The 24,607-nt window shown below is 60.3% G+C and carries 23 protein-coding genes and 1 other RNA gene; 12 read left to right on the top strand and 12 right to left on the bottom strand.

Translation table 11 applies throughout. The annotated features are described in order from the left end of the window. Positions 1 to 9: 9 nt before the first annotated feature. Positions 10 to 717, top strand: a complete 708-nt coding sequence (locus EDC38_RS15015) for a vWA domain-containing protein (RefSeq protein WP_246004464.1) — start codon at positions 10 to 12, stop codon at positions 715 to 717. A 150-nt stretch (positions 718 to 867) separates the two neighbouring features. Here the strand turns inward: EDC38_RS15015 and EDC38_RS15010 are convergent, their stop codons facing one another. After that, on the bottom strand, positions 868 to 2,493 hold the full coding sequence (locus EDC38_RS15010; protein WP_123639361.1) for a methyl-accepting chemotaxis protein: 1,626 nt from the start codon (positions 2,491 to 2,493) through the stop codon (positions 868 to 870). Positions 2,494 to 2,939: 446 nt separating this feature from the next. Then, positions 2,940 to 3,617: a ribose-5-phosphate isomerase RpiA gene (gene rpiA / locus EDC38_RS15005; protein WP_123639360.1), complete on the bottom strand. Its 678-nt coding sequence runs from the start codon at positions 3,615 to 3,617 to the stop codon at positions 2,940 to 2,942. Here rpiA and ilvA point away from each other — a divergent pair. Together ilvA and EDC38_RS16370 are read left to right on the top strand one after the other, a co-directional pair. Then, entirely contained in the window at positions 3,616 to 5,244 is a 1,629-nt protein-coding gene (gene ilvA, locus EDC38_RS15000) for a threonine ammonia-lyase, biosynthetic (RefSeq protein WP_339619392.1), read from the top strand. The genes rpiA and ilvA overlap by 2 nt on opposite strands. 269 nt (positions 5,245 to 5,513) lie before the next feature. After that, on the top strand, positions 5,514 to 5,654 hold the full coding sequence (locus EDC38_RS16370; protein ID WP_170162958.1) for a hypothetical protein: 141 nt from the start codon (positions 5,514 to 5,516) through the stop codon (positions 5,652 to 5,654). 27 nt (positions 5,655 to 5,681) lie between these two features. Here EDC38_RS16370 and EDC38_RS14995 read toward each other — a convergent pair whose 3' ends face one another. The 4 genes from EDC38_RS14995 to EDC38_RS14980 all read right to left on the bottom strand — a co-directional run bounded on the left by EDC38_RS14995 (position 5,682) and on the right by EDC38_RS14980 (position 7,142). Continuing rightward, a complete protein-coding gene (locus EDC38_RS14995) occupies positions 5,682 to 6,296 on the bottom strand; it encodes a 5-formyltetrahydrofolate cyclo-ligase (protein WP_246004462.1) in 615 nt (204 codons plus the stop codon). A 69-nt stretch (positions 6,297 to 6,365) separates the two neighbouring features. Beyond that, positions 6,366 to 6,543: non-coding RNA, 6S RNA (gene ssrS / locus EDC38_RS14990), on the bottom strand. A gap of 66 nt (positions 6,544 to 6,609) precedes the next feature. Beyond that, entirely contained in the window at positions 6,610 to 6,915 is a 306-nt protein-coding gene (locus EDC38_RS14985; RefSeq protein ID WP_024461963.1) for a cell division protein ZapA, read from the bottom strand. Further along, entirely contained in the window at positions 6,912 to 7,142 is a 231-nt protein-coding gene (locus EDC38_RS14980; protein ID WP_369755570.1) for a TIGR02449 family protein, read from the bottom strand. The genes EDC38_RS14985 and EDC38_RS14980 overlap by 4 nt, the downstream gene beginning before the upstream one ends. Positions 7,143 to 7,380: 238 nt before the next feature. Between EDC38_RS14980 and EDC38_RS14975 the strand changes: the two genes are divergently transcribed. The 9 genes from EDC38_RS14975 (at position 7,381) to EDC38_RS14935 (ending at position 14,680) form a co-directional block, all read left to right on the top strand. Next, positions 7,381 to 8,007, top strand: coding sequence for a UPF0149 family protein (locus tag EDC38_RS14975; protein WP_123639359.1), 627 nt, complete (start codon positions 7,381 to 7,383; stop codon positions 8,005 to 8,007). Between the two features lie 52 nt (positions 8,008 to 8,059). Next, on the top strand, positions 8,060 to 9,388 hold the full coding sequence (gene pepP, locus EDC38_RS14970; protein WP_123639358.1) for a Xaa-Pro aminopeptidase: 1,329 nt from the start codon (positions 8,060 to 8,062) through the stop codon (positions 9,386 to 9,388). Between the two features lie 32 nt (positions 9,389 to 9,420). Continuing rightward, positions 9,421 to 10,704: a 2-octaprenyl-6-methoxyphenyl hydroxylase gene (gene ubiH / locus EDC38_RS14965; RefSeq protein ID WP_211331158.1), complete on the top strand. Its 1,284-nt coding sequence runs from the start codon at positions 9,421 to 9,423 to the stop codon at positions 10,702 to 10,704. Further along, positions 10,701 to 11,942, top strand: coding sequence for a UbiH/UbiF/VisC/COQ6 family ubiquinone biosynthesis hydroxylase (locus EDC38_RS14960; RefSeq protein WP_123639357.1), 1,242 nt, complete (start codon positions 10,701 to 10,703; stop codon positions 11,940 to 11,942). The genes ubiH and EDC38_RS14960 overlap by 4 nt, the downstream gene beginning before the upstream one ends. Positions 11,943 to 11,948: 6 nt before the next feature. Continuing rightward, entirely contained in the window at positions 11,949 to 12,701 is a 753-nt protein-coding gene (locus tag EDC38_RS14955; RefSeq protein WP_123639356.1) for an AAC(3) family N-acetyltransferase, read from the top strand. 8 nt (positions 12,702 to 12,709) lie between these two features. Continuing rightward, positions 12,710 to 13,039, top strand: coding sequence for a hypothetical protein (locus tag EDC38_RS14950; protein ID WP_123639355.1), 330 nt, complete (start codon positions 12,710 to 12,712; stop codon positions 13,037 to 13,039). A gap of 331 nt (positions 13,040 to 13,370) precedes the next feature. After that, the gene (locus EDC38_RS14945; protein WP_024461971.1) at positions 13,371 to 13,583 is read left to right on the top strand and encodes a cold-shock protein; all 213 of its coding nucleotides are present in this window, start codon (positions 13,371 to 13,373) and stop codon (positions 13,581 to 13,583) included. Positions 13,584 to 13,782: 199 nt separating this feature from the next. Continuing rightward, positions 13,783 to 14,100 carry a DUF3301 domain-containing protein gene (locus EDC38_RS14940; RefSeq protein ID WP_024461972.1) on the top strand — a complete coding sequence of 106 codons (318 nt, stop codon included), beginning with the start codon at positions 13,783 to 13,785 and terminating at the stop codon, positions 14,098 to 14,100. 7 nt (positions 14,101 to 14,107) lie between these two features. Next, the gene (locus EDC38_RS14935; RefSeq protein WP_123639354.1) at positions 14,108 to 14,680 is read left to right on the top strand and encodes an NUDIX domain-containing protein; all 573 of its coding nucleotides are present in this window, start codon (positions 14,108 to 14,110) and stop codon (positions 14,678 to 14,680) included. A gap of 279 nt (positions 14,681 to 14,959) precedes the next feature. On the opposite strand, the gene EDC38_RS14930 is transcribed toward EDC38_RS14935, so the two are convergent. The 6 genes from EDC38_RS14930 to EDC38_RS14905 form a co-directional block, all read right to left on the bottom strand. Then, positions 14,960 to 16,381 carry a sugar porter family MFS transporter gene (locus tag EDC38_RS14930; protein ID WP_123639353.1) on the bottom strand — a complete coding sequence of 474 codons (1,422 nt, stop codon included), beginning with the start codon at positions 16,379 to 16,381 and terminating at the stop codon, positions 14,960 to 14,962. Positions 16,382 to 16,561: 180 nt separating this feature from the next. Further along, positions 16,562 to 18,205, bottom strand: a complete 1,644-nt coding sequence (locus tag EDC38_RS14925; protein ID WP_123639352.1) for a family 43 glycosylhydrolase — start codon at positions 18,203 to 18,205, stop codon at positions 16,562 to 16,564. Between the two features lie 213 nt (positions 18,206 to 18,418). Continuing rightward, positions 18,419 to 19,750, bottom strand: coding sequence for a xylose isomerase (gene xylA / locus EDC38_RS14920; protein ID WP_123639351.1), 1,332 nt, complete (start codon positions 19,748 to 19,750; stop codon positions 18,419 to 18,421). A gap of 72 nt (positions 19,751 to 19,822) precedes the next feature. Then, positions 19,823 to 21,322, bottom strand: a complete 1,500-nt coding sequence (locus EDC38_RS14915) for a xylulokinase (protein WP_123639350.1) — start codon at positions 21,320 to 21,322, stop codon at positions 19,823 to 19,825. Between the two features lie 101 nt (positions 21,323 to 21,423). Next, on the bottom strand, positions 21,424 to 22,482 hold the full coding sequence (locus EDC38_RS14910; protein WP_123639349.1) for a LacI family DNA-binding transcriptional regulator: 1,059 nt from the start codon (positions 22,480 to 22,482) through the stop codon (positions 21,424 to 21,426). Positions 22,483 to 22,884: 402 nt separating this feature from the next. Continuing rightward, the gene (locus EDC38_RS14905; RefSeq protein ID WP_123639348.1) at positions 22,885 to 24,375 is read right to left on the bottom strand and encodes a hypothetical protein; all 1,491 of its coding nucleotides are present in this window, start codon (positions 24,373 to 24,375) and stop codon (positions 22,885 to 22,887) included. Between the last annotated feature and the right edge of the window lie 232 nt (positions 24,376 to 24,607).

Raw genomic sequence — 24,607 nt, 5'->3', positions numbered from 1 at the left:
GAAACAGCCATGAAGCGTACGACGAAGACAACCATGAACCGTTATTCCGGTTGGCTCCGGCGCGGCGTTGTCCTGGCCGCGCTGCTAAGTGTGCTGGGAGTGATCAGCGCCTGCAGCGACACCCAGCGAACAGACAACCGCGCCGTGTACCTGCTGCTGGATACCTCCGGGACCTACACCGAGGAGCTGGACAAAGCCCAGTCATTGATTGCCTATCTGCTGGGTAGTCTGGACAGCGGCGATTCCATGGCGGTGGCCCTGATTGACGGCGGCAGCTTTACCGAGAAAAACATCGTTGCCAAAGTCACTTTTGACGATCGTCCGAGTGTGGCCAATGGCCAGAAGCGGGCCTTCAAGGAAACCCTGGATGAGGTGTTGGGGGGTATCGAGCGAGGTGCCGCCAATACCGACATCACCGGCGGGGTGATTCAGGGTCACGACTATCTGACTGAAACCGGCGCCGGGCAGCGCTACCTGTTCGTGTTCTCCGATCTGGAGGAAGACCTTCAGGAAGGGCAGATTCGGGACTTCCCCATCGACATGTCCGGGGTGGAAGTGGTTGCCCTGAATGTCACCAAACTGCGCCGGGACAACATCGACCCGCGGGACTACGCCAAGCGCCTGGAGCACTGGCAGGGCCGGGTGGAATCCGGCGGCGGCCAGTGGCGGGTGATCAATGACCTTGAGCGGCTGGGCGAAATGATTCAGTGGCGTTAGTAGAAACCTTGGTGGATGAGTCCGAGTAGGTCGGATTAGGCCAAAGGCCGTAATCCGACACAATACAGACGCCCTTGTCGGATTACGGCCTCCGGCCTAATCCGACCTACGTGGGGTGCGGTTGTCCCGCACCGGCTTTGGATATACCGTCTACACCCGGAAATGCGCGATCTGAGTGGAAAGATGCCGCGACAGCTCATTGAGATCCCGCGCGGTTTTGGTGGACCCCTGGGCGCTCTGGTGGGCGCCCTGAACCAGCTCCACCACCCGCTCAATGTTCTTGTTGATCTCCTCGGCGGCGTAGCTCTGCTCCTCGGCCGCCGTGGCGATCTGGGCATTCATCTCACTGATGCTGGCCACGGCCCGGGTAATTTCGGCAATCGCCTCACCGGCCTCACCGGCACTGGCCACGGTATTCTGGGCCTGTTCCTGGCTGGCCGCCATGGCGGACATGGCGTTGGCGGCGCCGGCCTGCACCGCATCGATGATTTCCGCGATCTCCCGGGTGGAGTCCTGGGTCCGACGGGCGAGAGTGCGCACCTCATCGGCCACCACCGCAAAGCCGCGCCCCTGCTCACCGGCCCGAGCCGCCTCAATGGCGGCATTGAGGGCCAAGAGGTTGGTCTGCTCGGCGACGTTCTGAATCACTTCGAGCACACTGCCAATCCGGTTGGTTTCACCCTCGAGCTGACGCATGGCCTCGGCCACGGAATTCACATCGTTGGACAGATGATTGATCGAATCCAGCGTGGACTCCATCACCGAGCGCCCACGTCGCGCTCCCTCATCGGCCTGATTGGCCGCCTCGGCGGCCCCGGAGGCGTTGTTGGCCACCTCCTGCACCGTGGATGACATCTCGTTGACCGCCGTGGCCACCTGATCGGTGGACTGTTCGGTATCGCCGGTCAGCCGGGTGATTTCATCGGCGTTCAGGTTGATGTGCTCGGAGGCGCGGTTGAGTTTGAGCGCCGAGTCTTTTACCGAACCGATGACACCGCCCATCTCCGATTGTAACCGGGTCAGGTTGTCGCTCAGTTGTCCCAGTTCATCGGCCCGCTGAATACGCACCTTGCCGGTGAAATCCCCCTGGGCCATTTCCTGAATATGGTCCATCAGGACTTTGAGGGGGCGCAGGAAGGCGGCCCGCAGCGTCCACCACAGCAACACCACCACCAGCAGGGCGACGCTCGCAATGGCCACTTGCGACCAGAAGCTGACCTGGGCGCTGCCCTGTTCGACCTCGCGGGTGAGGGTGGAGACGGTGGTGCTGATGTGTTCTGCAGCGTCGTTCAGCAGCCGACTGGGCTCCCGGTCGATGCCGGAGACGGCGTTATCGCCCACTGTCGGGTCGTAGTTGTTGGCGCTGAAGGCTTCAAAGCCGGCGCGGTATTCGCGGAACAGTGTCTGGTGGGCGTCGAGAAAGTCGGCCACTTCCTGGCGCACGGTGCCCGGTTCCATTTGGCTGAGCAGTGCCTGCCCTTCGTCCTGGATGATGTTGTGCTGTTCTTCGAACTGGTTCCAGTACCGGACGCGCCGGCTGTCGTCGTAGCCACGCAGGAGGACGTTTTTCCATTCCTGAACCTGGACTTTAAAGTCGAAGTTCATCTGGTTGATGGCTCGTTCCTGGGCGATGTTGACGGTAATCAGTTCGTTGTAGCGGTCCAGCCGCTGGTTCAACTGGCTGATGGCGATCACTGCCGTCACTAGCAAGCCCCCCAACCCGAGCCCCACCACGGCCATCAGCCGAGTCTGCATACTGCGCTTGATCCAGTTCATGAAAGCTTATCCTTTGATTGGATTGAGTGTGGGGCATTGAGTCTGGTCTACCCCTCAAGCGCCCTCAGTGCCAGCACCAACTGCGGTGGCAAATGTACATAGATTATAGAGGCGCTATCGGCAGGGTGAGGCCAATCTTAAGAGTGGCTGTTCGCGATTAAGTCCGAGTAGGTCGGATTCGGCCGAAGGCCGCAATCCGACGTCGAGTGCCAAGCGTCGGGTTACGCGCTGCGCGCTAACCCGACCTACGCGAGTTTGATGTGAAGCGCGAAAGAGGGTGGTGAGCGTTTAGGTTTGTCGATGGCACTGAGGTCCGGGGTGGGGTGTATCTATCCCGGACCGTAAGCGGAGGGACTCCGCGCGTCGAGCCCCCAGGGATGGGTTTACGGCGTGTCCGGGATAGATACACCCCACCCCGGACCGGACTCGCTTCGAAGCTATCGCAGTTAATACTTGGGCTTGATGGTCTTCACACCCTCAGCGGTGCCCAGCAGCAACACATCGGCGCCGCGTCGGGCGAACAGGCCGTTGGTGACCACCCCGGCGATCTGGTTGATCTCCGCCTCCAGCTTCTTCGGCTCCATAATCTCCAGGTGATGCACATCCAAAATCACATTCCCGTTATCCGTCACCACACCCGTGCGATACACCGGATCACCGCCCAGCTTCACCAACTCGCGCGCCACATAAGAGCGCGCCATCGGAATCACCTCCACCGGTAGCGGGAAAGCACCCAGCACATCCACCCACTTGCTCTCATCAGCGATACAGACAAACTCCCGGGATACCGCCGTGACGATCTTCTCCCGGGTCAGCGCCGCGCCACCGCCCTTGATCAGCTCCAACTGGGCGTTGCTCTCATCGGCGCCATCAACGTACACCAGCAGCTCGCTGACCTCATTCAGGTCATACACCGTGATGCCCAGCTTCTGCAGACGCTCCGCCGAGGCATCCGAGCTGGCCACGGCGCCCTCGAAATCGTCTTTGAGCTTACCGAGAGCGTCGATAAAGCAATTGGCGGTGGAGCCGGTGCCCACGCCGATGATGCTGTCGCGCTGGAGTTTCGGGGCGATGTAGTCGACGGCTGCCTGGCCGACTGCCTTCTTGAGTTCGTCCTGGGTCATGGTCACCTCGCTGTTGTGGATGCGCGCATTATACGCGATGGATGCCAGCGGTTCGCAAATTGTTTACCATGGGGGTTTGCCGTCTCACACAGCTTTGGTGCAATACACTCCTATGCCCGATTCCTACATCAAACGTATCCTCAATGCCCGCATCTACGACCTCGCCGTCGAGACGCCACTCGATCCGGCGCCGCTGTTGTCCCAGCGCACCGGCAATCAGGTGTTGCTCAAGCGCGAGGACCTGCAGCCGGTGTTCTCCTTCAAAATCCGGGGCGCCTACAACAAGTTGCTGCAACTGAGCCCGGAGCAGAAGGCGAAGGGCGTGATTGCGGCCTCGGCGGGCAACCACGCCCAGGGGCTGGCGATGGGTGCACATCATCTGGGCATCAAGGCCACCATTGTGATGCCGCGTACCACGCCGCCGATCAAGGTGGACGCTGTGCGCGCCCGTGGGGGCAAGGTGGTCCTGCATGGGGACAGCTACGATGAAGCTTCGGCCCACGCCAAAAAACTGGTGGAAGAAAAGGGCATGACCTATATCCACCCGTTCGACGATCCGGACGTGATTGCCGGCCAGGGCACGGTGGCGATGGAGATTCTGCGCCAGTACCCGGGCCATATCGATGCAATCTTTGTCGCCGTCGGTGGGGGTGGTCTCTGCGCCGGTGTGGCGGCCTACGTGAAATACGTGCGCCCGGATGTGAAAGTCATTGCGGTGGAGTCCGATGAATCCGCCTCGCTCAAGGCCGCGATGGAGAAAAAGCGGCGGGTGACTCTGCCCCAGGTGGGCATCTTTGCCGATGGGGTGGCGGTGGCCCAGATCGGCAAGGAAACCTTCCGGGTGATCCGCAAGACCATTGACGGGGTGATCACCGTCAATACCGATGAAATCTGTGCCGGTATCAAGGACATTTTTGAAGACACCCGCTCCATCGCCGAGCCCGCCGGCGCCATCAGCGTGGCGGGCATGAAAAAGTATGTGGCGGAGAACGGCATTACCGGTCAGACCTTCGTTGCCATCGATTGCGGGGCGAACATCAACTTCGACCGGTTGCGCTACATTTCCGAGCGCACGGAAATTGGTGAGCAGCGAGAGGCCATTCTGGCGGTCACCATTCCGGAGCGCCCGGGTGCCTATAAAGAGTTCTGTAAGGCACTGGGTAAGCGCAATATCACCGAGTTCAATTACCGCTACGCGGATAGCCAGGAGGCGAAAATCTTTGTCGGCATCCAGGTGGGCAGCGGCGGCCACGACCGCGCCGAGCTGGTGTCCGAATTGCGCGAGCAGGGCTATGACCTGGTGGATATGACCGACAACGAAGTGGCCAAGATGCATATCCGCCACATGGTCGGCGGGCACGCGCCGAACGTGGGGGATGAAATGGTATTCCGCTTCGAGTTCCCGGAGCGTCCGGGAGCGCTGCTCGCCTTCCTCAATCGGGTGGCCGGGCACTGGAATATTTCCATGTTCCACTATCGCAACCACGGCGCCGCCTATGGGCGGGTGTTGATCGGTATGCAGGTGCCCAAGAAAGAGCGGGCACAGGTGCGCAAATTCCTGGATGAAATCAATTATCCCTATTGGGATGAAACCGACAATGAGGCCTATCAGTTCTTTCTGAGCTGAGGCGCACGGAGAGATAGTTGAGTCGGTGGATGACGGGCGAAGCCCGTCATCCACCAAAAAAACCGCAAAACCCGCCCTAAAAATGTGATTTTCAACACATTTGCCTCAAAAAACGTCCATTTTTCCGACGTTTTTCTTGATCTGTCACGATTTTCGACTAACCTTAGACTTCGTTGCGATAAAACGGTACGCCAACAGGGAAATTTAGTTCTGGACGGATGTCGATTAACTGAATACCTGAACGGTTAAAAAAGAAGGTTCCGAATAAAATGAAAACCGATATCGTTACTCTGGTCATTTTTGTGTTCTGCCTGGGCGTGCTGATCAGTGCGCTGGATCTGGGCAGTTGGTTTGGTGATGACGACAGCAGCGCTGCCTCGGTGGTCCTGCAGCAGGCCGATAATTCCTAGCGTCCGTCGCTCAGCAACACCCACCTCTTATCGAACAACACCCCGATCGGTTACCACCGCTGTCAGGGAAATATCCCATGGTTCAATCGGCAGCGCGGGTACTTCCTGACAGGCGTGTGCCAGGCCAAACAGGTCCGGGCCGTACCCGGGGATGTGACCGTCACCGGCCTTGAACGCGAAGGTCCGATCGTAGAAACCGCCGCCCATGCCCAGTCGCCCTCCGTTCGCATCGAAGCCCACCAAGGGTAGCAATACCAGATTCAGAAAGGGTGCCGCCAGGCGCGGTTCCCGGTAGGGATTCGGTTCCGGAATACCATAGCGGTTGGGGTAGAGCGGGGTGTCGCGCTGCCAGAGCACAAACCAGAGTCGCCTTGGTTGAATGGGGTGTAAGACGGGCAGGTAGCACTGCTTACCCAACTGCCAGGCTCGCTCCACAATGGGGGTGGGATCAATCTCGCCGTCATTGGGCCAGTACACAGCGATCCGCCGACTGCGAATGAATTCCGCGGTGCGACTTATCTGACGCGCCACTGCGTGGGCGGCGTCCCGGTGTTCCTGGGCCGTCAGGCCATTGCGGCGGGCGCGCAATCGTTGGCGCAGTTGTTTCTTGTCCGGTGCGGGAAATTCGGAAATCGTGCTCAAGGGCGAGACGTCCGCGGTTGAATCGTCCTAAAGGAATCACCGGACCCAAACCGGACCGGCAAGAGAAAGGAGAACCCCAAGGTGCCGCTGTCAATTGGGCCTTGAACCCTAAGGCTCAAGGTGGCGATGTTCGCGGTCCATCAGGCTTCCCGTTCGCGCGGTAATGCTCAACAGGACCTACAGAACAACGCCTGTACTGCGGTTATCGGCTCAAGGACGTGTTGACTGGCGAACACCCCAGGGCGTGCTTTCAGTATAACCCGGAAGTCGGGGGGCAACGCAACCGGATTCGGCACCGGCAAAAGGTGGGGGCTCAGTGCTGCTCGAACTGCTCCAGGCTGCGATCGATTTTGTCGTTCAGGCGCTGCAGTTCGTTCTGGTCCAGATCCAGCGAGGGCTGTTGCGGTTGGCGTTTGGCCTGCAACAATTCGTGGCTCAGGTTCAGGGCCGCCATCACGGCGATCCGTTCCAGCCCGATTACCGATCCGCTGCGCTTGATGGCCCGCATGCGCTCATCGAGCAGTTCAGCAGACTCCTGCAGTGCCGCGCGCTCCTCTCGGGGGCAGGCCACCTGATAGTCTTTATCCAGAATTTTTACGAAAACCGTTTCGGTGCTCACGAGTCAGCCTCCAGGCTCTTCAGGCGCGTAATCATGGCCTCTACCCGGCCGCGGGCCAGCTCGTTTTTCTCGATCAAACGCACCCGCTCCCGCTGCCAGTCATTGGCTTTGGCCCGCAGTTCGTCGTTCTCCTGCTGCAGGCGTTCACAGACCTGGATCAGACGATCCATCTTTGCTTCCAGGGCTTCTAGCAGTTCATCGGACATGATTTCGGGGACCGGGTTCATTATTCGCGTGCAGCTACTATATTGCGCCCTTCGCAGAGGGTCAATCTTCGCCCCGTTGGGTCACGGCGGATGCGCCTTCGGCTTATCCGCCCTACACGAACCACGGAGGTATGCGTAGGGCGGATAAGCCGAAGGCGCATCCGCCGTAACCGGACTCGAAGACATCCGCCGTAACCATACTTGCCGCCGTCAAATCGGGATTCGTGTTAGCATATCCGGTCAACGACACGAGGTGCCCATGACGACCGAACCCGAAATAACCCCCCTGAGTTATGAACAATTGAGCGAGCTGTTACAGCCGCTGGGTATTCTGATCAACCCGGCGGAATTGCAGGGGCTGTTGTGCGGGAAGTTCTGTGGTGGGGCCAAACCGGATGAAACCGAATGGTTGCTTGAGGCGGTGGAAGAGCTGGACTTTACCCAGGCGCCGGACGAGTCGGTCCGCAATGCGCTGACCCAAGTGTACCGGGATACCCGGGCGCAACTGACCGGCAACGGCTTTGCGCTGCAACCGCTGCTGCCCAAAGATGAGCGGGAAATCACCCTGCGGGTGCAGTGCCTCGGGCAGTGGTGTCACGGTTTTCTGGTGGGCTTTGGCAGCGCTGGGCACGCCGGCGACACTAACCTTTCGGACGAAGCCCGCGAGGCACTGGAAGATCTGGCGGCCATTGCCCAGGTGGAGCTGGACGATGAAGAGTCCGCCCGTGAAGCCGAGAACGATTACGTCGAAGTGGTGGAATATGTGCGCATGGCCGCGCTGTCGCTGTTTATGGAGTTTGGCGCGCGGGCGCTGGTGGATGCCAATGTGCCCGGTGCCGAGGCGACCCAGACCCCATCGGCGGATGAACCCCCGACCCTGCATTGATGTCGTTACCCCTTTTTCGCGTTACCTAACGGCTGAGCCCTAAGGTCGATCCATGAAAATCACACGTCAGGAGTTCGCCCGTCGGCGCAAGGCGCTGATGGAGGTGATGGAACCCAACAGCATTGCCATAGTGCCCTCGGCGCCGGAACGTCAGCGCAGTCGCGATACCGAGTACCCTTACCGCCAGGACAGCGACCTGCACTACCTGAGCGGTTTTCCCGAGCCCGGCGCGGTGTTGGCACTGATTCCCGGGCGGGAGCACGGCGAATTCGTCCTGTTCTGCCGCGACCGGGACCCGGACCGGGAAATCTGGGACGGCTACCGCGCCGGACCCGAAGGTGCCTGCCGGGATTACGGCGCCGACGATGCGTTCCCCATTGATGACATCGACGATATTCTGCCGGGTCTGCTCGAAGGCCGGGAGCGGGTTTACTACGCCATGGGCAAAGATCGGGAGTTTGATCGCCAGGTCATGGACTGGGTGAACAGTATCCGTGCCAAGGTCCGCTCCGGTGCCACCCCACCCGGGGAGTTTCTCGATCTGAATCACTTTCTGCACGACCTGCGCCTGATCAAAAGTGCCGCCGAGCTGCGCCTGATGCGCCACGCCGGGGAGATTTCCGCCCGGGCGCACAGTCGCGCCATGCGCTACTGCCAGCCGGGGGTGATGGAGTATCAGCTCGAGGCGGAGATTCTGCACGAGTTTGCCATGGCCGGGGCGCGCTTCCCGGCTTACAGCAGTATTGTGGGCGGCGGTAAAAACGGCTGCATCTTGCACTATATTGAAAATAGCGCCGCACTGAAAAACGGTGACCTGGTCTTGATTGATGCCGGCTGTGAGTACGAAACCTATGCCGCGGATATCACCCGGACCTTCCCGGTCAACGGCACCTTCAGTGCGGAGCAGCGGGCTTTGTACGAATGGGTCCTCAAGGCGCAGCGAGCGGCGATTGCCGAGATCCGCCCCGGCAACCACTGGAACCGTCCCCACGAGGTGTCGGTCCAGGTGCTGACCGAAGGTCTTGTGGAGCTGGGGCTCTTGCAGGGTGAAGTGGATGAACTGATCGCCAACGAGGCCTATCGCGAATTCTATATGCATCGGGTCGGTCATTGGCTCGGGTTGGATGTGCACGATGTGGGCGACTACAAAATCGATGGCCAGTGGCGACTGTTGGAGCCGGGTATGGTCATGACCGTGGAGCCCGGACTCTATGTGGCGCCGGACAATGAGCGGGTCGCCCGGAAGTGGCGCGGCATCGGGATTCGGATCGAAGACGATGTGGTGGTGACCAAAGAGGGATGCGAGGTTCTGACCGACGGTGTGCCCAAGGAGCCGGATGACATCGAGGCACTGATGGCTGATGCATCGCGATCGCGGTAATGACCGCCACTGTTCCTGTGTGAGGCCTGTCCATGAATGAATCGCTTGCCCTGCCGGACTACGACATCGCCATTGTGGGCGGTGGCATGGTGGGGTCTGTGTTGGCCGGACTGCTGTCCGCCAGCGGTGCCGGCTGGCGGACAGTGTTGATCGACGCCCGCTCTCCCGATGGGTTGGTGAGTGATCACTACGAACCTCACTATGACAATCGCTCCACCGCCATTTCCGCTGGCAGCGCCGATATTCTGCAGCGTCTGGGGCTATGGTCTCGGCTGAAAGCCCACGCGACGGCCATCACGGAGGTGCATGTGTCCGATCAGGGGCACCTTGGCGGGGCCCTGATTGACGCCCGTGAGCAGGCCCGGGATGCCCTGGGTTACGTTCTGGAAAATGCCTGGCTGGCACCGACCCTGCGAGCGGCGGCCGATGGCGCGCCGGAGGTCAGGGTGCTGGCCCCGGCGCAGGTGACCGGCCTGTTGCCGGGGCGGCACCTGAGCACCCTCACCCTGAAGGGTGAGGGTGCCCCGGGAACGCTCACCGCGCGGCTGGTGGTGCTCGCGGACGGAGGCGCTTCCGATCTGCACCGTCGGTTGGGCATAGAGCAGGTCCGCCGCGACTATCAGCAGCATGCGGTGATTGCCAATGTCTCGTTCGAGCGACCTCACAGGGGTCGCGCCTACGAGCGCTTTACCCCCCGGGGGCCCCTGGCGCTGTTGCCGCTGGATGAAAGCCCGCAGGCCCGTCGGGCCGCGCTGGTCTGGACCCTGCCCCCGGGCGAGGCCGAGGCACTGCGCCGCGCCCCGGAGCCGGAATTTCTTGACGCCCTGCAGCGGGCCTTCGGCTGGCGTCTCGGGCGCCTGACCCGGGTCGGCGAGCGACAGTCCTGGCCGCTGGCGCTGGTTCAGGCCCAGGAGCAGGTGCGCTCGCGGTTGGTGTTGCTGGGCAACAGTGCCCACTATCTGCACCCGGTGGCAGGGCAGGGGTTCAACCTGTCACTGCGCGATGCGGCGGCCCTGGCGGCGGTCTTGCGGCGGGCGCGTCTGGAGGGAGGTGATCCCGGGGCGCTGCCCGTGCTGAATCGTTATGTGGCGCAGCGCGCCCAGGATCAGCGTCTGACCATACAGCTGAGCGATAAACTGGTGCGGGTGTTTTCCAACCGCCGTCTCGGTCTGATGGCGTTGCGTCATCTCGGGTTTGTCGGGTTGGACTTTCTGCCCGGGGTAAAAGACTGGTTTGCCGCCCAGACCATGGGCACGGCCGGGCCGCGTGCGCCCTGGGAACCTCCCGTTCAACGGCTGTCGGAGATGGGGCCATGAGTGAAACCACGTACGATGTCATTGTCGTCGGTGCGGGGCAGGTCGGGGCCACCCTGGCACTGAAACTGGCGCCCCTGCTGGCGGCCCGTGGCCTGCGCCTGGCGCTGGTGGAAGCCAGCGACGCCGAGCCGGCCGTGTATCGGGGGGAGCAGTTCGATCCCCGGGTGGTGGCGCTGACGCCGGCGTCCCGCCGAATCTATGAGCAGTTGGGCCTATGGCGGCACATAGAGGCCGAACGGGCCTGCCCCTACCGGGATATGTTGGTGTGGGATGGTGAGGCCAGCGGGCGCATCGGTTTTCACGCGGATGAGCTCAACTGCGACCATCTGGGCCACATTGTGGAAAATAGCGTTCTGGTGCGCCACCTGCGTCAGGCCTTGACCTACCAGTCCACGGTCGAGTGGTTCCGGCCGTCGGCGGTGGCGACCCTTAAGCAGCGCGATGACGGGGCTGCATCGGTCGGCCTCGATACCGGGCACACGCTGGTTGCGCCTTTGGTGATTGCCGCCGATGGAGCTCACTCCCGGGTGCGGGAGCTGGCGGGTTTCAATATCCGGGAGTGGCCCTATGAACAGAGGGCCATTGTCACCACCGTGCGGACCGAGCGGCCCCACGGCCAGACGGCCCGCCAGCGCTTTATGCGCACCGGGCCCCTGGCGTTCCTGCCCCTGCGCTGCCACTGGGGTGAGGCGGATGCCGGTGAACACCCCTGGGATGAGCACTACAGCTCCATCGTCTGGTCCGCCGACTCGGCTCTGGCCGACGAGTTGCTGGCCCTGGACGACGCGGCATTCTGCGACCGCCTCGGACGGGACTTCGAGTACACTCTGGGGGCGGTCACCGGTACGGATCGCCGCCACGGTATTCCGCTCTACCAGCGCCACGCCCGGGATTACATCCGCCCGGGCATCGCCCTGGTCGGCGATGCGGCGCACAGTATTCACCCCCTGGCCGGTCAGGGGGTGAATCTGGGGCTGAAGGATGTGCAGGCCCTGTATCAGGAAATTGAACGGGCGTTGACTCGCGGCCTGCCGCTGTCGGAGCCCTCGATACTGCGCCGTTATCAACGCCAACGCCTGGGGGACAACCTGGGCATGATGGCGACCATGGAAGGTTTCAAACGACTCTTCGGCAGTCGCTCTCCCGCCTGGATCGCCCTGCGCAATAGTGGGCTCCGGCGGGTGGACAATCTGCCACTGATCAAAAACACGCTTGCTCAAAAAGCCATGGGAGTATGAGCTGCTATGAATATCAACCCCCATCTGGAACTGTCCAACCTTCTCAAAGACCTGGGTGTGAAGCCCGGGGATACCCTGATGGTGCACGCATCGCTGCGTTCACTGGGGGAGGCCATGCCCGCCGATATCGTATCGGCCGGGTTGCGCCGGGCCCTGGGGCCTGAGGGCACCTTGGCAATGCCCACGCTCAGTTATGAAACGGTCAACGCCGAAAATCCGCTGTTCGATACCGAGGAAACCCCCTCCTGTGTCGGCAGCCTGAGTGAGGCGTTCCGGCGCCAGCAGGGTGTGGTGCGCAGCCTTCACCCGACGCACTCGGCGGCGGCGATCGGTCCCAATACCTCGGACCTGCTCGTGGGCCACGAAAAGGACCACACTCCCTGCGGTGAGCATTCGCCTTTCGCCATCTTGCCGAAGCTCGGCGGCCGGATACTCTTTCTCGGGTGCGATTTCACCGTCAACACCATGATGCACGCGGTGGAAGAACAGGTGATGCCGCCGTACCTGTTGGAAGAGGAGCCTGTGGACTTCATTCTCACCGACGCCCGAGGCCGGCAGATCACCAATGCCGTTCGCTGTCACAGCTTCAAAGGCTATGTGCAACGCTACGATCGCCTGGAGTCGTTGCTGCCCGAAGGCGCCATCAAGCGTGGCCAACTGCTCGCGGCCGATTGCATGTTGGTGGATGCTCAGGCGGCCTGGGATGCGGCACTGGCCGCCATCAAAAAAGATCCTCTGTACTTCGTGGACAAGGAATAACGCCGACTATGCCGCTACTCACCCCCGAGCGTAAGCGCCGACTGGACCTGTCGCTCAATGCTCTGTTGATCCTGTGCCTGCTGGTTGCCGGTGCGGTGTTTCTGGGCTACTCAGAGGGCTATGGTATGTTACTGGCCCCGGTGGGCTGGGTGGTGGCGCTGGGTGTTTTCCGGCGCTGGCGCTGGGCCTACTTCGCCAGTGCCGTCTGGGCGCTGGCCTGTTACCAGTTGGCCAAGGAAGGACTGGAGTTTGAAGTACTGAAGCGCGTGGTGATGATATTCAGCATGCCTCTGGTGGTGCTCTCCATCTACCTGCACGAAGTACTCGCCCGTCGGTAGCGCACCCATGTGGTGCCACACACCTTTTTCGGCACCCCATGGGTGCCGTGCACTGTCGCTTCGGAACCCGCTCAAAGTTTCATCAAATTATGCTTGAACTGCCTGGAGCGAAGTGCTTTAATTTTTTTGCTAGAGATTGTGAACGGCCAAAGGCTAGGCTCCCGCGAGGCACCCTCCAGTAACTTTGTTCGACCCTTCCCTTAGCACAACCCCTGGGGTTGTTTCACCCCGGCTTTTGCGTTGCTCGCCCAGGCGTTGACCAAGGTCGGTTTATGTCAGGCAGGTTCGTCGATGTTTTCGGATCTGCATTTGTTTGCTAGACGAGGAAAGTATGTCAGATCAACTGGTATCAGGTGTTGTTAAGTGGTTCAACGACGACAAAGGTTATGGTTTCATCGAGCGTGAAGGTGGTGCAGACGTGTTTGTTCACTTTCGTGCCATTAATGGTTCAGGTCGTCGCACGTTGAAAGAAGGCCAGAGCGTCACTTTCGAAGTGACCCAGGGCCAGAAGGGACCACAGGCGGAAAACGTCACACCGCTGTAATCTGACCGAACGCAATCACCTGCGCGGCCGCCGGTTCCGGCGGCCCGCATTGGGTCAGAGTGCTCTTCGCTCTGGCTTGCCCCCTCTGCTTTTCGCTCGCGTTAAGCCAAACGTTTCTTATGCTGAAAATTTTTCTCTCGGGGTGGTTCCGCGAGTCACCAGACGGTATCCTTCGGGTTTGTCCGGGAATCATGAATTCATGCTCGATTTGAAAGCGTTGATCTGGCTGACCGTTCTGGGCCTGTTCATTTATTACAGCTGGCGCGCCTTCCAGGCGAAAGACCGGGCGTTCATCGCGGCCCGTCGTCACTGTGAACAGATGCAGGTGCAGATGCTGGACCAGAGTGTTTATCTGCGTAAGCTCTGGATCAAAAAAGACGCCCGGGGTCGCCCCGGTTTATGGCGTGCGTTCTATTTCGAGTTCACCGTCACCGGTGGTGATCGCTACTTTGGCCGGGTGTTGATGCTCGGTCGACACATCCAGCGCGTTGAGCTTGACCCCCACCGTTTGCATTGACCCCTGAATGTCTCCCCCAAATGATAAAGGTGATTGTGTGACTGATAGGATCGGCGGCTGGCAGCGCAAGTCGACGCGCTGCGTGTATGAAAACCCCTGGATTAAAGTGTCCCACGAGGAGGTGATCACTCCGGCTGGTACGGATGGCATTTATGGCGTGGTGCATTTCAAAAATACCGCGGTCGGAGTGGTCCCGATTGATGAAGAAGGCAACACCTGGCTGGTGCGTCAGACCCGTTACACCATGGGTGAATATACCTGGGAAATCCCGGAAGGCGGTTGTCCCCGCGATGAAGACCCATTGAGTGCCGCCAAGCGTGAGTTGCAGGAAGAGGTGGGGCTCTCGGCCCAACACTGGGAGATGTTGCAGGAGCTGCAGTTGTCCAATTCGGTCACCGACGAAACCGCGATCATTTACGTGGCCCGGGATCTGCAAACCGTCGAGCAGAGTCTGGATGATAGCGAAGATATTGAAGTGAAAAAGTTACCGCTGACCGACGCCATCGCCATGGTAGATCGCGGCGAAATCACCGATGCGATTTCGGTCGCTGCGTTATTGCGTTTGGCTCGGTGGTACTAAAGGAGCTTCGTCGTGGAGCGCTCCGCCTGGGTAACCCCTTGTGAGACACGCCGTAAATACATCCCTGTAGGCTCGATCGCCTGCCGTCCAGGCAGGCGACGGTCTCACAAGGGGTTACCCAGCCTCCGCGGTGCCAACGTAACGTTCCGGGAAGTAGCACGTTTCGAACTGCACTTTGGGTTACGGCGGATGCGGCCTTTGGCCTTATCCGCCCTACACGACCTGCCGTGCTATGCGTAGGGCGGATAAGCGAAGCGCATCCGCCGTAACCCAAGGTAATTACCCCTCCATCTCCTCCAATTCCTTCCCTTTGGTCTCATGCACCATCATCAACACGAACACCACAGAGAGCGCGGCGAAGAAGGTGTAGATACCGTAAGCGGCGGATAAACCAATGCCCGCAAGAAGAATCGGAAAGGTCCAGGTGACCAGGAAATTGGCCAACCACTGGGCCAGACCGGCAACGGCCAGACCAGAGCCGCGAATCTGGTTCGGGAACATCTCCCCGAGCATGATCCACATCACCGGGCCCCAGGACAGGTTGAACAGGAACACATAAGCATTCGCCGCAATCAGGGCCAGCAGGCCGGCATTGTCGGACAAGTTCAGGTTGCCGGTTTCCACGTTCACCGGTGCACCGGCAAAGGCGTAGGCGACCAGGCCCAGAGTGATGGCCATACCGGCCGAGCCGAACCACAACAGCGGCTTGCGTCCAATTTTGTCGACAAAGAAAAAGGTGAACAGACAGGCCGCGATGCTGATGCTGCCGGAGATGACGTTGATGGCCAGGGCGTCGTTTTCGGAGAAGCCCGCTGCCTGCCAGAGTACTGCACCGTAGTAGAACACCACATTGATGCCCACGAACTGCTGCAGTACCGCCAGGCCGATGCCGATCCAGACGATGGTGCGCAGCTTGCCGGTCTGTTTGTTGATCAGGTCGGACAGCCGCGGGCGGTGATGGTCTTTGGCCAGGGAGGTATTGATTTCTTCGACTTTGGTCTCGGCCGTGCTGCGCCCATACAACCGGGCCAGTACGCCACCGGCTTTCTCCATCTTTCCAGACGCCACCAGATAGCGGGGACTTTCCGGAATAGCCAGAAGAGCAAAGAAAAATATAGATGCCGGGATCAATTCCATCCAGAACATCCAGCGCCAGGTTTCAAAGCCCAGCCAGAACTCCCGGGTGGAGCCGCCGGCGAATTTGGCCAACAGGTAGTTGCTGAAGAACGCCATGGTCAGGCCGGTGATGATGGCGATCTGCTGCACTGAGGTGAGCATACCGCGGTAGCGCGCTGGAGCCACCTCACTGATATAGGCCGGTGCCATGACGCTGGCGGCACCTACGGCGAGACCGCCCAGAATGCGATAGATGACAAATTCAACAGTGCCACCAGCAACGCCGGAGCCCCACGCGGACACGATGAAAAAGACCGAGGCGACGATCAGCAGGGAGCGACGTCCGTATTTGTCCGCAAGGTTACCGGCAAAGAAGGCGCCGACGGCGCAGCCGAGCAACATGGACGACACGCTCAACCCGGTACCGGCACTGTCGGAGTTGAACGCGGTTTGCAGGCCTTCGACCGTGCCGTTGATGACGCCGCTGTCAAAACCGAACAGAAAGCCGCCGATAGTGGCGACGCAGCTGATCAACACAATAAACAGCGTACTTCCCTGTTCAGGGAGAGTTGCATTTGTAGTCATGGAGTGAATACCTATGGTTTTTTTGGGTTCCAAAAATTGCCAGACCGTGGTTGTTATCGTTGAACTGGTTGTTGCCCCATGTTGACCTGAAACTGACCGTAGGCGTGGCGCCCGGCGGCCAGTCCCTGTGCAACCCGGCCATTATTGTCTGTCTTTAAGGCCGGGTGCGTGTGTAGCTTATCAGGGCAGAGCGCGATACACCATGTTACTGAAGCGCACTTTACCTTCACCGGCCGCGTAAAGGGCCGGGCGCAGACTCATAAAGCCATAAGCCACATTGTGGTGGTAGCCGGAGACTTCCATCTGGGTCGGATACTTGATCCAGGTTTCCCCACCATCGGTACTGGTGTGGATGGTGAGAATGTGCCGGTCATTGGTGATCCGCATCCGCAGTTGGGTGTCCATGCCGTCGGGCTTGGGGGCGGTGCGCTGGTCCATGCCGTAGCGGTGCAGGACGAAATGCGCCTTGTTGACCCCAACGCCGGCGTAGAGCTTATCGTTGTAGAACACCATGGCGCCGGCCTGAGCGCCCTCGTCAAAGTCGATATCGACTTCAAACTGATAGGAGTGATCGCCGGCGATGAAGGTCAGAGGCGAGCTGTTGCTGGGTGAGTCGCCCTTGGCCTCCAGCTCCAGAACGCCAGCGTCGTGATCGTAGTGCACCCGTTCGTTTTCGGTAATATCCCCTCGGAAAAAACTGTACTGGATGCCGAACTTGTTGGTGCTGAAATCATCGGAAAGTGGGATGCCGTGCGTGAGCGCGGTGCCACCTTCGGGCTTGGGAATGGGCTGGCTCATATCGTAGCCTTTGGTGACCAGCCAGCCATCGTCGGTCCACTTCACCGGCTCCATCAGGGTCTGACGGCCCAGGGTGTAATAACCGTTTTCATAACCGTGGTACATCATGTACCAGTCGCCGTCGGTCGGGCCTTCCACCAGGGTGGCGTGACCGCGGGACCACCACTTTTCCGCGGCGCTCTCGGTGCGCACAATCGGATTGTGGGGCGAGTCTTCCCAGGGGCCGTGGATGGATTTGGAGCGGGCGTGAATCACCATGTGACCCGTAGGCGGACCGGCGGTGCCGCCTACGGCGGTGATCATATGGTAATAGCCGCCGTGCTGCATGATCTTGGGCCCTTCCTGACAGTCGCATTCCACGTCCCAGTGCTCGGGATAATCCCAGGCGTCATAGACGTGTTCCATGTCGCCGGTAATGCGCAGGCCATCGTCAGATAGTGGCACACGATAACCGGCGGACAGGAACAGGTAGCGCTTGCCGTCTTCACCCACGGCGTGACCCGGGTCAATCAGGTCGTTATCCAGCGCGATCGGATCGGACCAGGGGCCTTCGATATTGTCCGCATAGACCACATAGATATTGTTGTTGCCCGGAAACTTTGCCGGAATGTACAGGTAGTAGCGTCCGTCGTGCTTGGTCAGCTCCGGCGCCCAGATGCTGCCGACATACTCGGTCAGGGCCGGGCCAACCGGCTCCCAGTTCACCAGGTCTTTGGAGTGCCAGATCGTCAGGGCCGGGTAGGCCTCAAACGAGGAAAACGTCATGTAGTAGTCGTCGCCGTCTTTGAGAATACTCGGGTCGGGGCGATCGCCGGACATGATGGGGTTGAGATAAGTACCGTCACCGAGATCCGCCTGGCGTTGACCCTCGTAGGTGGTCTCCCACTGTTGACAGTGTTTGACGTAAGGGTTGCCAAGGTAAGGACTACAGTCTTCGGCGTCGGTTTGGGATTGATCGGGGTTGTTGGCCGATGTGCAGGCGCCCAATAGCAGCGCTGCCCCGGCAAGGGATAGCCATGTTTTCATTGTTTTTCTCTCTCATGTTTTTGGTTAACCAGTGTCTGGTTTTATCGTTGTATATAGTGGTGTTACTTTTCGTGCGTGTCTTTTTTGGGTGTCGATTCTCCATCAAGTTGAGTTGAAGGTCTGAAACCGGAGCGAGGGGGCGACATTCAATGCCGCCCCCTCGCTCTGGCTGCCTATCGCAAGCCTATGGTGGGGCAGCGATAGGGGTTCTGCTTAGCGTACGAAACGGTTGATGATGTTTTCGTACAGCTCCTGCTGGCCGCTGGTCTGCTTGGGCTCGCCCAGGGCGTTACCAATCTCGGCCAGTTGCTCCAGAGACAACTTGCCCTGTTCGAAATCGGCACCTTTACCGTTGTCGAAAGAGGCGTAACGCTCGGCGCGCATTTTCTCCAGCGGCGACTTCTGGATCAGGTCGTCGGCGATCAACAGTGAGCGGGCGAACACGTCCATACCACCGATGTGACCGAAGAAGGTGTCGTTCAGGTCGGTGGAGTTACGACGACGCTTGGCATCGAAGTTTACACCGCCGCCCTGGAAACCGCCGTGGCGCAGCAGAACCAGCATCATCTCAACGGTTTCGTTGATGTTGTACGGGAACTGGTCGGTGTCCCAGCTGTTCTGGTAGTCACCGCGGTTGGCATCGATGGAACCGAGCATGCCGGCGTTGGCCGCTGCCTGCATTTCGTGGTCCATGGTGTGCTGGGCCAGGGTGGCGTGGTTGGTTTCGATGTTCAGTTTGAAGTCTTTGTCCAGGCCGTGATGACGCAGGAAGCCGATGACGGTTTCGCTGTCGAAATCGTACTGGTGCTTGGTGGGCTCCATCGGCTTGGGCTCGATCAGGAAGTTACCCTTGAAGCCGTTCTTGCGGCCGTAGTCACGGGCCATGGTCAGGAAGCGGGCCAGGTGCTCCTGTTCGCGCTTCATGTCGGTGTTGAGCAGGCTCATGTAACCTTCGCGGCCGCCCCAGAACACGTAGTTCTCACCGTCCAGTGCAATGGTCGCGTCCATCGCGTCTTTCAGCTGGGCGCCGGCGAAAGCGACCACGTCAAAGTCCGGGTTGGTGGAAGCACCGTTCATGAAACGCGGGTTGCTGAACAGGTTGGAGGTACCCCACAGCAGTTTTACGCCGGATTCTTTCTGCTTGGCTTTCGCCAGCTCAACCCAGTTCTGCAGACGCTTCTGGGTTTCCGCGCGGGAATCACCCTCTTCAATCACGTCCACATCGTGGAAGCAGTAGTAGGGCACGCCCAGCTTGGTGAAGAATTCGAACGCCGCGTCCAGCTTCATGCGGGTGCGGGTTTCGTGGTCCTTGCCTTCGCTCCAGGGGAAGTGGAAGGGGCCGGGGCCGAAGGGGTCGTGGCCTGCGCCGCAGAAGGTGTGCCAGTAGCACACGGCAAAGCGGAAGTGCTCTTTCATGGTCTTGCCGGCCACTACGCGGTTCTCGTCGTAATACTGGAACGCGAAGGGGTTGTCGGACTCAGGGCCTTCGTAGGCAATTTTGCCAACGCCGGGGAAATACTCTTTATCGCCTAGGGTGATGCTCATGGTAATGACCTTTTGTGCTTTGTGTGAAAAGAGGTGGGCGGCGGTGGAGCCACCGCCCGGTTTCGGGTGTCCTTATCGGGCCTCGGCAAGGCGGCGCTCGACCGCCTCACGCCAATGGCCATAGAGTTCCTGATAACGGGATTGCAGCGCTGCCTCCGGCTCGAGAATCGCCTTGCGGGTCAGGGTGCGGAACACATCCTCACGGGAGGTGTAGTAGTCGCAACCCCAGGCCGCGGCCCGGGCGACGCCCTCGGCGCTGTCGGTCTGATACAGCTCCAGCGGAGCGCCGGTCAGGTTCACAAAGGCGCTGCTGAAAATCGGACTCAAAAACATGTTGCTGTGCCCGGCGCGCACCACGCGGGTTTCTGCGCCCAGGCCCTTGATCAGATCAAAACCCAGGTTCATGGCATAGGCCACGCCTTCCTGGGTGGCGCGGGCGATGTGGTTGACGCTGTGACGGTTCAGGTCCAGGCCATCCATCTGGGCGGACAGCAGCTTGTTGCGCATGATCCGCTCGGCGCCGTTCCCGAAAGGATAGACGTTCAGGCCGTCACTGCCAGGTTCCACAGATTCGCCCAGCTCGTTCAGTTTCGGGTAGGAGACTTCACCGCCGGCGCTCAGCACGCCGCGCAGCCAGCTGTTCATCCGACCGGCGCCGTTGATGCAGGCCAGCAGGCCCTTGTGCACTTCGGCCTCGCCTTTGTTGACGTGGCGGAAGGTGTTGATGCGCTGATCGGGGTCGGCAATGTTCTTGTCGGTGACCGCATAGACCACGCCGGAGGTGCCGGCAGTGGTGGCCACATCGCCCGGCTCCAGTACGTTCAGGCTCATGGCATTGGCCACCTGGTCGCCGGCGCGGAAAGCGATTTTGGCGCCGGGGTTGATGCCCAGCTCGCGCGCCGCCTGTTCGTTCACTTCGCCCTGCACGCCCAGGTTCGGGACCTGTTTGGCCAGCAGGCTTGGATCGATATGCCAGTGCTTGAGCAATGTGTCGGAGGCTTTGTTTTCGGCAAAGTCCCAGAACACGCCTTCGGACAGGCCGGAGGCGGTGGTGGTGCACTCGCCGCTCAGTTTGTAGGCGATGTAGTCGCCGGGCAGCAGAATCTTGTCGATTTTGGCGTAGGTATCCGGCTCGTTTTCCTGCACCCAGCGCAGCTTGGCGGCGGTGAAGTTGCCCGGGGAGTTGAGCAGGTGCTCCATGCACCAGTCTTTACCCAGTTCCTCAAAGGCTTTCTCGCCGGTGGCGACCGCGCGGCTGTCACACCAGATGATCGAGGGGCGCAATACCTCGCCTTGCGCATCCACCGCCACCAGGCCATGCATCTGATAGGAGATGCCGATGGCGCCGATCTTGTCTTTTGCTTCGGGGTGCTCGGCCCACATCTGGGCGCAGCCCTGACGCACGGCGTCCCACCAGGCTTCCGGGGACTGCTCCGCCCAGCCGGACTGCGGGGCACTGATGGTCATTTCCTGGGGCGGGTAGGTGGCGCCCACCACCCGTTCGCCGGTTTCGCCATTGATGACGGCCAGTTTGACCGAGGAGCTGCCGATGTCTAATCCTAAAAAGTACATAGTTCTACTCTTTTGTCTGTTGGGTGCTGTCTGTTGGGTTTGAGCCGCTTGCCGCCCATCTTATAGTTTAGTTGACTACCAGTAAATCGGTGTTGCTCGATTCAGGCCATCCGTTCCGCCGACTGATTCTGCGCCTGGCCGGAGGTATCGGAGCGCGGTGGCGCGGTGGAATCCCGCACGATCAGCCGGTGCTCCACGATTTCCGGTGCCTCGCCAATATCGTGGCCCTCAATGGCGCTGATCAGACGGCGCATGGTGCGCTCGCCGATCTCTTCCGTGGGCTGCACCACGGTGGTCAGGGGCGGATCCATGATGGCCGCGTAGCGGGTGTCATCGAAGCCCACCACCGAAATGTCTTCGGGGACGCGCAGCCCCCGGCGTTTGATTTCATAGATTGCCGCCATGGCCATTTCGTCGTTGGCGCAGAAAATGGCGGTGGGTGCCTCCGGCAGGCTGAGCAACTTGCGGGTGGCCCGTCGAGCACCGTCGATGGTCTGGTCACCGTTGACCACCCACTCCCGGTGTTCGCCCTGGGGGCTGGCCTTCATGGCATCGAAGTAGCCCCGCTCCCGGTCCCGGGTCAGCAGTGAACCGCGCGAGCCGGCGATAAAGCCGATGCGCTGGTGACCGAGCTGGAGCAGATACTGGGTGGCCTCGCTTGAGGCGCGACGGTTGTCGACCCGTACGCTGGGGATATGGGCCATTTCGTCGGTGACGTTTTCGCAGCCGAGCACGATCGGGGTGCGCCGTGCCTGGGTGGAGTACTGGCTGGTGCCGGAAATGGGCGAGGGGCTGGCGAGCACGATGATGCCATCGGCCTCCTTGGACATGACCATCTTGCAGTAGTCGTCCAGCTCGGGCTGGCTGCTGGCGGTTTCCCGGATCAGGATCGAATAGCCGGTTTCCCGGGCGACGCCATTGATGCCGCGCATCACGCCTTCCCAGAAGGGCAGGCCCACGGATTGAAGCACCACCAGAATCAGCCCGGTTTTGCCTCGACGAAAGTTGCGGGCCAGGGCATTGGGGGCGTAGCCGGTTTCCTCAATAGCCGACTGAACGGCGGCCAGGGTCTTGGGTTTGACCTGGTCCGGGCTGTTCAGGCACCGGGATACCGTGGAGATGGATACCCCGGCCAATTTGGCCACTTGTTTGATCGACACGGTTTCGCTCCGTTAGCGCTGTGTGCTTTGACGCCCCGGCCGGGATGAGACTATTCATAAAACGTTTATGAAAACGTTGCCATTCCGGCTTATGGTCGTAAAGACACTGAATAAGGCAGATTATGGACCCGTTTTTAGGTGATTGGCAAGTGGCTGAGTCAAAAAAATAGAAACGTTTTCATTTTGAGTGGGAAAATGTCGTCTTACCCTACCGGCCATTGCTTTAAGGAGCAGACGGCTAATGAGAGGGGGCGGTGGCTGAGGACCAGAGCTTCCGAGCGGAAGTTCTGGTCTCTTCAGGTTGGAAGCTTCATGCTCCTGAGACTAGCGTGTCAGCCTACTGGTTCATGGTCAATTGCCATGACCAGTGGTTGCCTCAGTGGCTTCATCGCCGCTACCGCCTCAGGTGCCCGAGCTTCCTGAACCCGCCTCCACGCCGGTCGGCCCGACTCTGTCAAAAAGGATAGGTTGCTCTTCGCCGCCATTGTTCTCTGTTTCCAGGCTTTCAATCAGCACCAGCTGGTTGGTCTCGGCATTGAAATTGATGGTAGTAATCGTATCGCCGCCACCATCCAAACAATCCCGTACTCCAGGAGCCGTGCCGGGGCAGGGGTGTGAAAGGCCCCATTCGCCATTGGTGTCTGTCGCCTGGGTGAACGTGGCGGCGCCGTTGTCGCTGTCGATGGTGTATTGGCCGCGCTCTATGCCTGTCTGTCCGGCATCATCCATTGGCGACTCCTGAAGCATGGCGTACAGGCCGCTTTCAAACAGGTGGATAAGAACGAATTCCGTCTCGGTTTCAATGCTCCAGGTGCCCACTCGTCCGTCGGTCTCGCTGTACAGGCGGGAGAACTCAATGACTTCGGCGCCGTCACCTTCTTCATCGCAACCTTCGCCTACGCCGGTATCGGCGCCGATCAAGAGCTTGTCGTCGCCAGGGTTGTCGCCCGTGACCAGGTCGAAAGTGAACAGGCTGTCCTCCTCCGAGGCGCAGGTGCTGCCGGCCAAACCAATCTCGCCGTTGTAGTCGCGCACGTTCGACAGGGTGATCTGGCCATTGTTGATGTTCCAGTCGAGGTCACCCACTTCGAAACCATCCATTTCGGGCCAGTCTTCGTCATTAAATATGGCGAAGCGACCATCGGCGAACAGGGTCAGCACGATAACAAACTGTTCTTCCACATCCGCCGCCGAGGTATCCACGTAATACCAGCTACCTACGGCCTGGTCGCGCACATCGTCGATTGAGGTCTGCAAGTGAGCCTGCGCGTCCTCGGCGGTCACCAGTGCGGTGTTGTCGCTGCCGGAGTTGGCAACCAGATCGGCCACCAGATCATCGAAGTCCCCGGCTGAGAAGTCCACCGCCGTGGCAAAGTCGGCGGCCTGGCTGGCGATGTCGATGCCGTTGCTGGCGTCGCCGTCAAAATCGAGGGTCTGCAGCAGGCGGGCGATATTGGTCGCCACCACATCGGTGGGGTCATCGGTGCCGGCGATGGTCAGGGGGGTGATGACGCCGCGTGCGGTGGTTGGGGGGAAGCTCAGATCACCAATGGAGAAGGTCACGGTATCGCCCGGCTCAAAGGTAAAGCGGCCCTGGGCATCGGTGGTGCCGGTGACGCCGCTGGGCGCGTTGGTGAAGGTTACACCCGCGACCGCGCTGTCGATAAAGGTGCCGGTACGGCTGCCGGCGGTGGGCTCGTCGTCCCCGCCGTCATCATCGTTGCCGTCGTCGCCATCGCTATCGTCGTTGGTGTCACCACCATCGTCGTCATTGGTATCGCCGCCGCCGTCGTCGTTGGTGGGTGGGGTGTCACCGCCGCTGCTGCCGCCGCCGCAAGCGGCCAGCGTTATCAGGGCGAAGCTCAACAGTAAGGTTCGAATGAATACAAGCATGATCTGGCTCCAATATGATTATGAGAGGTCGGTACCGAATCCTGGTCCGGACGGGTCCCTGTCGCTGCCGATGGAGCGGAACAGCGGCTCCGGCGCGAAGCTGTCGCTAAACTCCTCCCGGCAGTCTAGTACAGGTGGGGTAGAGGGGCATCACCCATTTGAGGTATGACGGACCGGAGGTGGCGGCAGCCAGACCGACGGTTTGGCAAAAACCCCTTGCACTCGGGGCCCT

The sequence above is a fragment of the Marinimicrobium koreense genome, assembly GCF_003762925.1.
In the GTDB taxonomy this organism is placed as follows: Bacteria; Pseudomonadota; Gammaproteobacteria; order Pseudomonadales; family Cellvibrionaceae; genus Marinimicrobium; species Marinimicrobium koreense.
Note: the sequence above shows the minus strand (reverse complement) of the source record. Positions and strands in the feature narration are given on the sequence as shown.